The following is a 12,830-nucleotide window of genomic DNA, read 5'->3' as shown; positions in this document are numbered from 1 at the left end:
TACGGTGCACCCGGCTGCTGGCCTAGAAACGTCCACCATGAAAGCAGCCGTGTATTACGGACCGAACAAGGTCGAGATCGCCGATGTGCCCGAGCCCCGACCGACCGAAGGGACCGTCAAGATCAAGGTCGGCTTCAACGGCATCTGCGGCACTGACCTGCATGAATACTATGCGGGGCCGATCTTCGTGCCGACCGAGCCGCATCCGCTCACCGGGCAGCAGCTGCCCCTGACCATGGGCCACGAGTTCTCCGGGACCATCACCGAGATCGGCCCGGGCGTCACGGACTTCGCGCCGGGCGACCGGGTGGCGATCGAGCCGATTTACCGCTGCGGGCACTGCAGCCCATGCCGGGCGGGGAACTACAACATTTGTCAGCAGATCGGCTTCCACGGCCTGATGTCCGACGGCGGCATGGCCGAGTACACCGTGGTTCCCGTCAACATGCTGCACCGCCTGCCCGACAACGTGTCGCTTGAGCTGGGTGCGCTCGTGGAGCCGATGTCGGTGGCCTACCACGCCGCCACCCTCGGTGAGGTGGGACCGATGCACACCGCGGTGGTCTTCGGCGCCGGGCCGATCGGCATCGGGCTGTGGTTCGCGCTGCGCGGCAAGGGCCTGGAATCGGTGTTCGTCGCCGAACCGTCGCCGACGCGGCGGGCCGCCATCGAGGCGCTCGGCGCCAAGACTCTGGACCCGACGACCACCGACGTGCCTGCCTTCATCGCAGAGGTCACCGACGGGCGGGGCGCCGACGCAGCCTTCGACGCCGCTGGTGTGGCGCCTGCCATCGCGGCCGCCACCGCCTGCGTGGGCGCACGCAAGCCGACGATCAGCGTCGCCATCTACGAGAAGCCGCTGCCCACGCCACTGCTCAACCTCGTGATGAACGAATCGCGCATCCAGGGGTCGCTGTGCTACACGTCGGCCGACTTCGAGGCGGTCATCGAGCTCATGGCGCAGGGGGTGTACGACACGAAAGGCTGGGTCACGCCCATCGCCATCGACGACGTCATCGACGAGGGGTTCGAAGCCCTGCACGCCGGTAAGAAGATGAAGGTGCTCGTCGACCCGAGTGGAGAATCAGCATGACATTGCAGGGCAAGGTGGCACTTGTCACCGGAGCGGGCCGCGGTATCGGCCGGGGCATCGCGTTGCGGCTCGCGCGGGAGGGCGCCGACATCGCGTTGGTCGACGTGGTAGGCGACGCCATCGCCGAGGTGGCCGACGAGGTCACCGAAATCGGGAGCAAGGCAACGACATTCGTTGCCGACGTGAGTGACCGTGACGCCGTGTACGCGGCGGTGGACCACGCCGCCACGGCGCTCGGCGGATTCGACGTGATGGTCAACAACGCAGGCATCGCCCTGGTAGGCCCGATCGCCGATGTCACGCCCGCGGACGTGGCCCGGGTGTGGTCCATCAACGTCGACGGTGTGCTGTGGGGCATCCAGGCCGCCGCTGCCAAGTTCATCGAGTTGGGCCGGCCCGGCAAGATCATCAACGCCTCGTCGATCGCCGGTCACGACGGATTCGCGATGCTCGGCGTCTACAGCGCGTCGAAGTTCGCGGTGCGGGGGCTCACCCAGGCTGCCGCCAAGGAGTACGCGTCGGCGGGAATCACGGTGAACGCGTACTGCCCGGGCATCGTGGGCACGGACATGTGGGTGGAGATCGACAAGAGATTCGCCGAGCTCACGGGTGCTGCAGAGGGGGAGACGTTCCAGAGGTACGCGGGCGGCATCGCTCTGGGGCGGCCGGAAACTCCCGAGGATGTCGCCGGGTTCGTGGCGTATCTGGCCGGGCCCGACGCTGATTACATGACCGGGCAGGCGGGCCTCATCGACGGCGGACTGGTCTATCGGTAGGGCGGTCGTAGCGCGTCGATGTGACGGGGAGCACAATTGCAGGCGATGTCCGGATCGTCGATACCCGAGCCCGCGGTCGCTCCCGGTGAGGACCCGCGTCGTTATGCGCGGTTGCTGACGGCGGTCTACGACGCCACGATGTCGGGGGACCGGGCACCGGCCCGGCCCCGCTCGATCATCGAGGACTCCTGGAACCGGCTGCGGGCCAAGGGAATCAACCCTGAGGAGCACAATCCGCCGCGCATCGAGACCGGGCTGGAGCTGCTGCGTCACTCGTCCGGGTTGGTCGGGGTGCTCGGCGACGTCACGCGTGGTCTCGAATCGGTGATCCAGGAGGGCGACAACATCCTGGTGATCGCCGACGCGCGTGGCCGCGTGCTGTGGCGGTCGGGTTCACCTCGGGTGCTTGCCCTCGCCGACCGCCTCGGCTTCATCGAGGGGGCGTGCTGGAGCGAAAATGCGGTGGGTACCAACGGAATTGGTACGGCCCTCGTCTCACATTCCGCGGTGCAGATCTTCTCGGCCGAGCACTTCCTGCGCAGCCACCACCCGTGGACCTGCGCCGGTGCGCCGATCCGCGATCCACGTACCGGTCAGGTGATCGGAATCGTCGATGTGTCCGGGCCGGCTCCCACCGTGCATCCGACCACGGTGGCGCTGGTCGACCTGGTCGCTCGGCTGGCCGAGTCCCAACTGCGTGAGGTGCACGAGCGCACGCTCAACCGGCTGCGCACGGTGTCGGCGCCGATCCTGGCGCGGATGCGCAGCCCGGCGCTGGCCGTCGACACCGACGGCTGGGTGGCCGCGGTGGATTCCCTGCCCCTGCACAATCGGGTGTTGTTGCCCGAGGACGGCCTGCCGGGGCGGGTGTGGATACCCCCGCTTGGTATGTGCGACGTGGAGTCGCTGCCGGGTGGCTGGCTGCTCCGGGTTGCCGACGACGCCGAACCGGCTCCGGCGCCGGCGCGGGTCACCCTCGATCTGCGCGACAGTGAACCGTCGCTGGAAATGGTGGGGCAGTTCGGCAACTGGCGCCGCAGCATCTCCAGCAGGCACGCCGAGATCCTTTTCGTGTTGGCCACCTGTCCGCAGGGCCGGTCGGCGCAGGAGCTCGCCGCGGATCTCTACGGTGACGGCTCTCGCGTGGTGACGGTGCGCGCTGAGATGTCCCGGTTGCGCAAGCAGTTCGTCGGCCTGCTGTCGGGCAAGCCGTATCGGTTCGCCGATTCGGTGCTGGTCGACGTCCGCTACCCGCAGGACATGACGACGCTGCTGACCGCGTCGACGGCCCCGGCGGTGCGAGCGGTCCGCGCCATCCCCTGACGCGATACTTTGGCGTGGTGTCAGACGACGGTTTGCTCGATGGTCTGGAAGGCGAAGCCCGCGCCGAACGTGCCGAGTTGATCCCGTGGCTGCTGGACCGGGGAATCACCGTCGAGCAGATTCGCCACGAGATCGCTCCGGCGCTGCTGGCTCCGCGCCGGATTCTCGGGGACGACGGTCAGTATGTGTCGGCGCGGGAGATCAGCGATCAGGTCGGTATCGATCTCGAGCTGCTGCAACGTCTGCAGCGGGCCATGGGGTTGCAGTCGGTCGACGATCCCGACGCCGTGGTGCTGCCGCGGGCCGACGCCGAGGTCGTGGCTCTCGCCCAGCGCTTCATCGACCTGGGTGTCGAGCCCGACCAGGTCGTGCTGATCACGCGCGTGCTTGCCGAGGGCCTGAGCCGGGCCGCCGAGGTGATGCGCTACGCGGCGTTGGCGGCGGTGCTGACTCCCGGGGCCACCGAGCTGCAGATCGCGCAGGCGTCTGAGCAGTTGGTGGCCGAGGTGGCACCGCTGATCGGGCCGATGATCCAGGACATGCTGTTCGTCCAGTTGCGCCACGCACTGGAGACTGAGGCGGTCAACGCTTCCGAGCGGGCCGAGGGAGTGCCGCTGCCCGGTGCCCGGGTGGTCAGCGTGGCCTTCGCCGATCTGGTGGGGTTCACGCGGCTGGGTGAGGTGGTGCCTCCCGAGGACCTCGAGCGGTTGGCCAATCGGCTCGCTGACGCCGCGCGCGAGGTCGCAGTGGGACCGGTGCGGCTGATCAAGACCATCGGCGATGCGGTCATGTTGGTCAGCCCCGACCCTGCCGCCCTGCTGGACGCGGCCCTGGCGCTGGTGGCGGCCACCGAGACCGACGAGGATTTCCCGCGGCTGCGGGTGGGCCTGGCCACCGGGCTCGCGGTGAGCCGGGCCGGCGACTGGTTCGGCAGTCCGGTCAACCTGGCCAGCCGAGTCACCGGCGCGGCGCGGCCGGGCAGCGTGTTGGTGGCGGAATCCACCCGCGAGGCGATCGGCGAGAATGAGCGGTTCACCTGGTCTTTCGCCGGTGCGCGACGCCTCAAGGGCATCAAGGGTGAGGTGAAACTGTTCCGCGCACGGCCTGCCTGACCGCGCGGACGAGCTTTATCGAATCTTCACAGAACGACTAGGCCTGCCATATCGATCCGGGGCAGGCTGCAGGTGTGGACATGAAACGAACCATGGCGATAGGGGCCGCCGCGCTCGCGACCGTTGCGATCGCGGCGGGCTGTACCAATTCTTCGAATACCCCGGCAACCAGCAGTCCCACGACGAGCACCTCCGCGGCAGCGCAGGCGCCCAGCTCACACAACGATGCTGATGTCATGTTCGCCCAGCACATGATTCCGCATCACCAGCAGGCCGTGGAGATGAGCGACATGCTGCTGGCCAAGCAGGGCATCGACAAGCGCGTCACCGACCTGGCCACCCAGATCAAGGCTGCGCAGGCACCGGAGATCCAGCAGATGCAGGGTTGGCTCACCGCGTGGGGCAACCCGTCGATGCCGCCGATGCCGTCGGGCGACATGGGGCACGGCGGAATGCCCGGCATGTCCGGGGTGCCCATGCAGGGGATGATGTCCGACGCCGATATGAACGCGCTGCGCGATGCCCAGGGCGTCGAGGCCGCCAAGCTGTACCTGACCCAGATGATCGCCCACCACGAGGGTGCGATCACCATGGCGCAGGACGAAATCAAAGATGGTCAGTACCCGGACGCGGTCAAGCTGGCCCATGCCATCGTGACCACGCAGCAGCAGGAGATCGACACCATGCGCGCCATCCTCGGCACGCTCTGAGCGCGCTGACTAACCGGCAGGCAGGGTCACGGTAAACCGCGTGCCTGCACCGGAACTGCTGACGCTGATGCGACCGTGGTGGGCTTCGACGAAGGCCTTTGCGATGGACAGGCCGATGCCGGAACCGCCGCGGTCGCGGTCGCGTGCCGTGTCGGCGCGGTAGAAGCGCTCGAAGACGTGCGCAAGGTGCTCGGCGGCGATGCCATCGCCGCTGTCGGTCACGGTGAGTGTGACCGTGGATGCTGTTGCGCTCGCGGCGATTTCGACGCGTCCGCCCGCCGGGGTGTGGCGCAGGGCATTGTCGAGCAGGTTGCCGAGCACCTGGCCGAGGCGGTCCGGATCCGCCCACAGGTGCGGCAGCGACGCGTCGGCGTCGGCGTGCAGGGTGACGCCCTTGGTGGCGAACCGATCCGCGGCAGCGGCCACCGCGGCCGCCACGAGTTCCGCGACCGACACCACGACGGGTTCGATGGTGGCCTGGCCTTCTTCGGCCTGCGCGAGCGCGGCGGCGTCATCGGAGAATCGCACCAGCCGACGGGTCTGCTGCCGCAGCACGGCCACCGTGTCGGCATCGAGGGTGCGCACCCCGTCCTCGACCGCTTCGACGTAGGCCTCCAAAACCGATACGGGAGTGCGGATCTCATGCGCCAGGTCGCCGAACAGCCTGCGGCGGCTGGTGTCGACGGCCTGCAGGCGGCCGGCCATCGCGTTGAAAGACTCTGCCAGGGCGTCGAATTCGTCACCGAGGTGGGCCGGTGGCACCCGCGAATCGTAGCGGCCGTCGGCGATTGCGGTGGCCGCGGTGGCGACGTCGGTGACCGAGCGCTGCAGCCGCCTGCTGACGTACCAGGTGACCACCAGGGCGGCCAGCGCCGCCACGCACACTGCGACGCCTACCGAGATGACCGTCGCGTACACGTAGGCCTGCTCGGCGTGCATCTGCTGGGCCGAATCGCCGGAAACCCCGGCCCGGTGCAGATGTTCGCGGAACAGCGGCGGCCCCACGACGGCCGCGACCACTCCGGTGGTGCCTGCCGCCGCAGCCAGCACCAGGGCCTGCGCGAACAGCAGCCGAGCGCCGAGCCCGGGGCGCTGGCGGCTCACCGGCCGGTGCCCATCCGGTATCCGACCCCGCGGACCGTAATCACATACCGTGGATCGCCCGGGTCGTCGCCGAGCTTGCGGCGCAGGTGACCGATATGGACGTCGACGAGGTGTTCGCTACCGACATATCCTGGCTCCCAGACTTTTTCGAGCAACTGGCGCCTGCTCAAGACCACGCCCGGATGCGCCGAGAGTGCGGCGAGCACGTCGAACTCGGTGCGGGTCAGCACGATCGGCTCGTCGGCGATCGACACCTGGCGTCCCGCAACGTCGATGCGCAGCGGTCCGAACACCCGATCGTTCTCGGCGGTCGCGGTGGTGCTGCGCGGCCGGCGCAGCATCGCGCGGACCCGGGCGACCAGCTCGCGCGGGCTGAACGGCTTGGTCAGATAGTCGTCGGCCCCGACGGACAGCCCGACGATCGTGTCGAGCTCGGTGTCGCGGGCGGTGAGCATCACCACGTAGGCGTCGGAGAAGGTGCGCAGTCGGCGGCACACCTCGATGCCGTCGATCCCCGGCAGGCCCAGGTCGAGGATCACGACGTCGGGATCCACCTCGCGGGCGAGGGCCAGCGCCTCGGGTCCCGTGTGCGCGAGACTGACCTCGAACTGCTCGCGCTCGAGGTAGCTGGCGACAACGCCTGCCAGAGCGGTTTCGTCGTCGACGACCAGGGCGCGGTAGCCGGCCGGTGTTGGGTCCACCACTTCATGGTGCACGAGCATCCCCCTTTCATACCCTAGGGGGGTATAGTATGAGTCATGAGCATCCAGACCATCACTGTCACCGGCATGACCTGCGGACATTGCGTCTCCTCTGTGCGGGAAGAGGTCGGCGGAATCCCGGGGGTCACCGGCGTCGACGTCGACCTGCAGACCGGCCTGGTCACGATCGAAAGCGATGCGGCCGTCGACACGGACGCCATCAATGCCGCCGTCGCCGAGGCCGGCTATCAGGTCGCGAGCTGAGTCGATGAGCGCCGCCACGAAGATCGCCGCATTCGCCGCCGCGCTCGCGGTGGTGTTCGCCGCTGCGTTCGGGATCGGCGCTGTCTTCGGACCCGCCGGCGCACCCGCAGGGCACGCCGAGCATGCGGAGCCTGCCGGGCCGTCCGGCGAGAACCGCTACACCCTGCAACTGGAGCAGTCGCTCGCCGCGGCGGGTCCTCAGGTGCCGCTGCGGTTCCTCATCAGGGACCCGTCCGGCGCACCGGTGACCGACTACGCCGTCAGTCACGACAAAGAACTTCATCTCATCGTCGCGCGTCGCGACTTCACCGCGTATCAGCACGTGCACCCGGTGCGTGACAGCGCAGGAACCTGGAGTGTCCCGCTGAATCTGAGCACCGCCGGTGTGTACCGGGTGTTCGCCGACTTCGTCCCCGCAGGTGGGGAATCGGTGACGCTCGGTGCGGACCTGCACGTCGCCGGGCGCTACGACCCGCAACCGCTGCCGCCGGTTTCCACCACGGCGAGCGTCGACGGCTACACCGTCGCACTGTCGGGCGAGCCGACGGCCGGAGCCGCCTCGGAGCTGACGCTCTCGGTCACCCGCAACGGCGCGCCCGTCACCGACCTGCAGCCCTACCTCGGTGCCTACGGGCATCTAGTTGCGCTGCGCGCCGAGGATCTGGCGTACCTGCACGTGCATCCGATGGGCGAACCCGGCGACGGCGTCACGCCCGCCGGACCCGAGATCCGGTTCCACACCGAGTTTCCCAGCGCCGGGTCCTATCGGCTGTACCTGGATTTCAAGCACCAAGACAAGGTGCACACCGCCGAGTTCACTGTGAGGGCGAGATGAGCGTGGAACTGCAGATCGACGGTATGACCTGCGCCTCGTGTGCCACACGCATCGAGAAGAAGCTGAACAAGCTCGACGGCGTCACCGCGACCGTGAACTACGCGACCGAGAAGGCCCACGTCGACGGTGATGTTCCGGCGGAGACGCTGATCAAGGTGGTGGAGGACGCGGGATATACCGCGCACGTGCCGACGCCGGAGCCGGAAACTGTTGCTGGGAACGATGATCCGACGGCATCGCTGAGGACCCGGCTGATCATCTCGGCCGTGCTGGCCGTACCGGTCATCGCGATGGCCATGGTGCCTGCCCTGCAATTCACCAACTGGCAGTGGCTGTCGCTGACCCTGGCCGCACCCGTCGTGGTGTGGGGAGCCTGGCCGTTCCACCGCGCCGCGTGGGTCAATCTGCGGCACGGCACGGCCACCATGGACACGCTGATCTCGATGGGCACGCTCGCCGCGTTCGGGTGGTCGCTCTACGCGCTGTTCTTCGGCACCGCCGGGGTGGCGGGCATGACGCACCCGTTCGCGCTGACCATCTCTCGCACCGACGGCACCGGAAACATCTATCTCGAGGTCGCCGCCGGCGTCACCACGTTCATCCTGGCCGGGCGCTACTTCGAGGCCAGGTCCAAACGCCGTGCGGGAGCGGCGCTGCGCGCGTTGCTCGAGCTGGGCGCGAAGGATGTCGAGGTGCGCAGAAACGGTGTCGAACAACGGATTCCGATCGATGACCTGAGGGTCGGCGACGAGTTCGTGGTGCGGCCGGGGGAGAAGATCGCGACCGACGGTGTGGTTGCCGAGGGCTCGTCGGCCGTCGACGCATCCATGCTGACCGGCGAGTCGGTTCCGGTCGAGGTCGGCCCGGGCGATCAGGTGGTCGGTGCCACCGTCAACGTGGGCGGCCGGCTTGTGGTGCGCGCCAACCGGATCGGCTCCGACACCCAGTTGGCGCAGATGGCCCGGCTGGTCGAAGACGCGCAGAACGGCAAGGCGCAGGCGCAGCGGTTGGCTGATCGGATTTCGGGCATCTTCGTGCCGATCGTCATCGCACTGGCGGTGGCCACGCTGGGCTTCTGGATCGGCACCGGTGGTTCGGTGGCCGCCGCGTTCACCGCGGCCGTGGCAGTGTTGATCATTGCCTGCCCGTGCGCCCTCGGGCTGGCGACCCCCACCGCGCTGCTGGTCGGTACAGGGCGCGGAGCGCAATTGGGCATCCTCATCAAAGGACCCGAGGTGCTGGAATCCACCCGCAAGGTCGACACCATCGTGCTCGACAAGACCGGGACCGTCACCACCGGCGCGATGACGCTGCTCGACGTGATCACCGCCGAAGGTGTCGACGACGCCGAAGCGCTGCGCCTGGCCGGAGCCCTGGAAAACGCGTCGGAACACCCGATTGCCAAGGCAATTGCGACAGGCGCGCGCGACAAGGTCGGCGATCTGCCCGCGGTGGAGAACTTCGGCAATGTCGCCGGGCTCGGTGTGCAGGGCGTTGTCGACGGCCACGCCGTCGTGGTCGGCCGGCGCCGACTGCTGGCCGATTGGGCACTGCCGCTGCCGGACACGCTCGACGCGGCCGTGCGCGATGCCGAGGCGCAAGGACGTACCGCAGTCGCGGTCGGATGGGACGGTGCGGCCCGGGCCGTGCTCGTGGTGGCCGACGCCGTCAAGCCCACCTCCGCAGAAGCCATCGCGCAACTGCGTGGGCTCGGCCTCACCCCGATCATGCTGACCGGCGACAACCAGGCGGCCGCCCGTGCCATCGCCGAACAGGTAGGCATCGACGAGGTTTATGCCGAGGTGCTGCCGCAGGACAAGGTCGACGTGATCAAACGGCTGCAGAGCGACGGCGCCGTGGTCGCGATGGTCGGCGACGGCGTCAACGATGCCGCCGCACTGGCCCAGGCCGACCTGGGGCTCGCGATGGGAACCGGCACCGACGTCGCCATCGAGGCCAGTGACCTGACCCTGGTGCGCGGTGACCTGCGGGCCGCCCCGGACGCCATCCGGTTGTCGCGGCGCACGCTCGCGACCATCAAGGGAAACCTGTTCTGGGCGTTCGCGTACAACGTCGCAGCGCTGCCCCTGGCTGCGGCCGGGCTGCTCAACCCGATGCTGGCCGGCGCCGCGATGGCGTTCTCGTCGGTGTTCGTGGTCAGCAACAGTCTGCGGCTGCGCCGTTTTCGGTAGACCTCACATCCCGGGGCGCCCGGGCGTCTTCCTCCTAGTTGCGCGCAGGTCGCGACGAAAGGAGTCCGAGATGTCCGACTGTCAGAGCTCGCCGGCATGGCATTGCGAGGTGCAGAACGCGCTGGGCCGGCTCACCCTGGTCCGGAATGAAACAGGTTTGTGCGGACTGTATTTCCCGCATCACTGGTACCGGCCGAGCGCGGCCACCTTCGGGCCGCAGCGCGATCACGGCTTCGACCAGGTGATCGGTCAGCTCGACGAGTACCTGGCCGGTGAGCGCACGCAGTTCGAGCTGGCGCTGAGCGTGCACGGCGATCCGCTTCAGATTGCGGTGTGGCAGTTGGTCGCGCGCATTCCCTACGGCGTGACCACCACCTACGGGGCGCTGGCGGCCCAGATCGACGGGGCGACGGCCCAGCAGGTCGGCGCGGCGGTCGGACGCAACCCGCTGTCGATCGTGGTGCCCTGCCATCGCGTGGTGGGGCAGGGCGGCAAGCTCACCGGCTACGCCGGCGGCCTCGCCCGCAAGCGGCGACTGCTGGAACTCGAACGCGAGCATCGACACGCTGCTGTCGCCGAAACAGATCTGCCACGATGGACACCTCACGAAACTCGTCGACGGAGCGTCTACAGAGTGTGACAGTCAAACAGCCTTTCGAGACGGTGGTGTGTCGGCACGGTCCGACGGTGTTGCGGGTGTGCCGCGCCATCGTCGGGCCGGTGGACGCCGACGACGCCTGGTCGGAAACCTTCCTATCGGCGCTGAAGGCGTATCCGGACCTGGACCGCGATGCCAACGTCGAGGCCTGGCTGGTGACCATCGCCCACCGCAAGGCCGTCGACATCACCCGTGCCCGGTCGCGACGGGCGGTTCCCGTCGACGACGTGCCGGAGCCGCCGCGTCCACCGGCACCCGAGCATCACGACGACCTCATCGAGGCGCTGGATCGCCTCGCCGACAAACAGCGACACGCCGTCGCCTATCACTACCTGGCAGGCCTGCCCTACCGCGACATCGCCGAAATCCTCGGTGGCAGCGAGGCGGCCGCCCGCCGCGCCGCAGCCGACGGCGTCGCCGCGCTCCGGCGCACATTCAAGGGAGAGCTCCGATGACCAACGACGACATGATGATTCACGACCTGGCGGTACTGAAGGAGCGACTGGCTGCCGATGCGCAGCGTGACGGTGTGCTCGACATCGCCTACCGTATCGTCGACAGCCCCGTCGGGCAGCTGCTGTTGGCCGCCACCGAGCAAGGCATGGTCCGGGTGGCCTACGCCAGGGAAGATCACGACGCGGTGCTGCAGACCCTGGCCGACAGGATCAGCCCGCGCATCCTCAACGCACCGGGCCGGCTGGACCTGGCTGCCCGCGAACTCGACGAGTATTTCGCCGGGGCGCGAAGGGAATTCGACCTGCCCCTGGATTGGCGCTTGTCGGCCGGATTCCGCAGCACCGTGTTGCATCATCTGCCGGAAATCGGCTACGGCCAGACCGCCAGCTACGCCGCGGTGGCGCGCTTGGCCGGGAACCCGAAGGCGGTGCGCGCCGTCGGTACGGCCTGCGCCACCAACCCGCTTCCGGTGGTGGTGCCGTGTCACCGCGTCGTCCGCAGCGACGGCGCGATGGGTGGTTACCTCGGCGGGGTCGACGCCAAGCGGTTGCTGCTCGACTTGGAGTCCGCGGCATGAGTGCAGGGCAGTGGCGCGAGCGGGTCGAGGCGGTCGACTGGGACAGTGTGCAATCGGGTCTGGACGATGTGGGGTGTGCCCTGACCGGACCTCTGCTGGAGGCGGACGAGGCCGCCGAGATCGCCGCGCTCTATCCCGATGACACGCGGTTCCGGTCGACCATCGACATGGGCCGATACAGGTTCGGCGAGGGGCAGTATCGCTACTTCGCCGAGCCGTACCCCCGCGCCGTCACCGCCCTCAAGCACGCGCTGTATCCCAAGCTGTTGCCGATCGCTCGGGAGTGGTGGACCAGGCTCGGCCGCGACACGCCCTGGCCCGACGACTTCGAGGACTGGCTGCATCGGTGTCATACAGCCGGACAGACCAAGTCCACAGCGATCCTGCTGCGGTACGGCGTGGGGGACTGGAATGCTCTGCATCGAGATCTCTACGGCGACATGGTCTTTCCGCTGCAGGTCGTGATCAACCTGAACAATCCGGGAGTGGACCATACCGGCGGGGAGTTCCTGCTCTACGAACAGCGGCCGCGGGCCCAATCACGTGGCACGGCCGTCGTCATCCCACACGGCCACGGTCTGGTGTTCACCACGCGTGACCGCCCCGTGCGCTCGGCCCCGCACGCGAGGAGGACAAACAGGCCCAGGGGGTGGTCGGCGGCACCGGTGCGGCACGGGGTTTCGGTCGTGCGCTCCGGGGTCCGGTTCACCCTCGGACTCGTATTCCACGATGCGGCATGACAACTCGGTCCTACACCCTGCTCGGCGCAGATGGTCGCCCGTACCGCAGCGCGGTGCCGGGGACGCTGGGCGGATACCGCCGCGGCAGGATCTACGGACGGCTCGACTGCCCGTCGGCGCTGCGCGCACTGGCGGCCGGCGGGTATGTCGCGCACCGCGTCTTCTTCGCCGACGCGGCGACCGCTGCGGCCGCGGGGTACCGGCCGTGCGCGGTGTGCCTGCCCCGTGATTATCAGCGGTGGAAAGCCGGCATTGGACCGCGACAGTAGGGCACGCCACTGGCATCCTG

At 68.5% G+C, this 12,830-nt stretch carries 15 protein-coding genes; 13 read left to right on the top strand and 2 right to left on the bottom strand.

The annotated features are described in order from the left end of the window. The first annotated feature begins 37 nt into the window (after window positions 1–37). From A5784_RS10525 to A5784_RS10505, 5 genes are all read left to right on the top strand, one after another. Window positions 38–1,093, top strand: coding sequence for a 2,3-butanediol dehydrogenase (locus tag A5784_RS10525; protein WP_064944846.1), 1,056 nt, complete (start codon window positions 38–40; stop codon window positions 1,091–1,093). Further along, complete coding sequence (locus tag A5784_RS10520; RefSeq protein ID WP_064944845.1) at window positions 1,090–1,869, top strand: acetoin reductase; 780 nt, start codon at window positions 1,090–1,092, stop codon at window positions 1,867–1,869. The genes A5784_RS10525 and A5784_RS10520 overlap by 4 nt, the downstream gene beginning before the upstream one ends. A gap of 45 nt (window positions 1,870–1,914) precedes the next feature. Then, window positions 1,915–3,192 carry a GAF domain-containing protein gene (locus A5784_RS10515; RefSeq protein ID WP_064944844.1) on the top strand — a complete coding sequence of 426 codons (1,278 nt, stop codon included), beginning with the start codon at window positions 1,915–1,917 and terminating at the stop codon, window positions 3,190–3,192. Between the two features lie 14 nt (window positions 3,193–3,206). Continuing rightward, window positions 3,207–4,304: an adenylate/guanylate cyclase domain-containing protein gene (locus A5784_RS10510; RefSeq protein ID WP_064944843.1), complete on the top strand. Its 1,098-nt coding sequence runs from the start codon at window positions 3,207–3,209 to the stop codon at window positions 4,302–4,304. 80 nt (window positions 4,305–4,384) lie between these two features. Beyond that, on the top strand, window positions 4,385–5,014 hold the full coding sequence (locus tag A5784_RS10505) for a DUF305 domain-containing protein (RefSeq protein ID WP_064944869.1): 630 nt from the start codon (window positions 4,385–4,387) through the stop codon (window positions 5,012–5,014). Window positions 5,015–5,023: 9 nt separating this feature from the next. Here the strand turns inward: A5784_RS10505 and A5784_RS10500 are convergent, their stop codons facing one another. Both A5784_RS10500 and A5784_RS10495 read right to left on the bottom strand, forming a co-directional pair. Then, window positions 5,024–6,118, bottom strand: coding sequence for a HAMP domain-containing sensor histidine kinase (locus tag A5784_RS10500; RefSeq protein ID WP_082944751.1), 1,095 nt, complete (start codon window positions 6,116–6,118; stop codon window positions 5,024–5,026). Further along, a complete protein-coding gene (locus tag A5784_RS10495) occupies window positions 6,115–6,840 on the bottom strand; it encodes a response regulator (protein WP_064944841.1) in 726 nt (241 codons plus the stop codon). Before A5784_RS10495 ends, A5784_RS10500 begins: the two co-directional genes overlap by 4 nt. Window positions 6,841–6,876: 36 nt before the next feature. Between A5784_RS10495 and A5784_RS10490 the strand changes: the two genes are divergently transcribed. The 8 genes from A5784_RS10490 to A5784_RS10455 all read left to right on the top strand — a co-directional run bounded on the left by A5784_RS10490 (window position 6,877) and on the right by A5784_RS10455 (window position 12,810). Next, the gene (locus A5784_RS10490) at window positions 6,877–7,083 is read left to right on the top strand and encodes a heavy-metal-associated domain-containing protein (RefSeq protein WP_064944840.1); all 207 of its coding nucleotides are present in this window, start codon (window positions 6,877–6,879) and stop codon (window positions 7,081–7,083) included. Window positions 7,084–7,087: 4 nt separating this feature from the next. Then, window positions 7,088–7,918 carry a DUF8832 domain-containing protein gene (locus A5784_RS10485; RefSeq protein ID WP_064944839.1) on the top strand — a complete coding sequence of 277 codons (831 nt, stop codon included), beginning with the start codon at window positions 7,088–7,090 and terminating at the stop codon, window positions 7,916–7,918. After that, a complete protein-coding gene (locus A5784_RS10480) occupies window positions 7,915–10,110 on the top strand; it encodes a heavy metal translocating P-type ATPase (RefSeq protein ID WP_064944838.1) in 2,196 nt (731 codons plus the stop codon). Before A5784_RS10485 ends, A5784_RS10480 begins: the two co-directional genes overlap by 4 nt. A gap of 70 nt (window positions 10,111–10,180) precedes the next feature. After that, the gene (locus tag A5784_RS10475; RefSeq protein WP_082944750.1) at window positions 10,181–10,750 is read left to right on the top strand and encodes a methylated-DNA--[protein]-cysteine S-methyltransferase; all 570 of its coding nucleotides are present in this window, start codon (window positions 10,181–10,183) and stop codon (window positions 10,748–10,750) included. Next, window positions 10,747–11,223, top strand: coding sequence for an RNA polymerase sigma factor (locus A5784_RS10470; protein WP_232006000.1), 477 nt, complete (start codon window positions 10,747–10,749; stop codon window positions 11,221–11,223). Before A5784_RS10475 ends, A5784_RS10470 begins: the two co-directional genes overlap by 4 nt. Next, entirely contained in the window at window positions 11,220–11,801 is a 582-nt protein-coding gene (locus A5784_RS10465; RefSeq protein ID WP_064944835.1) for a methylated-DNA--[protein]-cysteine S-methyltransferase, read from the top strand. Before A5784_RS10470 ends, A5784_RS10465 begins: the two co-directional genes overlap by 4 nt. Continuing rightward, window positions 11,798–12,541 (top strand): 2OG-Fe(II) oxygenase, encoded by a 744-nt coding sequence (locus tag A5784_RS10460; protein WP_064944834.1) that lies wholly within the window; start codon window positions 11,798–11,800, stop codon window positions 12,539–12,541. Before A5784_RS10465 ends, A5784_RS10460 begins: the two co-directional genes overlap by 4 nt. Next, window positions 12,538–12,810 (top strand): Ada metal-binding domain-containing protein, encoded by a 273-nt coding sequence (locus A5784_RS10455; RefSeq protein WP_064944833.1) that lies wholly within the window; start codon window positions 12,538–12,540, stop codon window positions 12,808–12,810. The genes A5784_RS10460 and A5784_RS10455 overlap by 4 nt, the downstream gene beginning before the upstream one ends. Window positions 12,811–12,830 lie beyond the last annotated feature (20 nt).

Source organism: Mycobacterium sp. 852013-50091_SCH5140682, assembly GCF_001665685.1.
In the GTDB taxonomy this organism is placed as follows: domain Bacteria; phylum Actinomycetota; class Actinomycetes; order Mycobacteriales; family Mycobacteriaceae; genus Mycobacterium.
The sequence above is the reverse complement of the archived record's forward strand: the minus strand, read 5'-3'. Positions and strand labels throughout refer to the sequence as shown.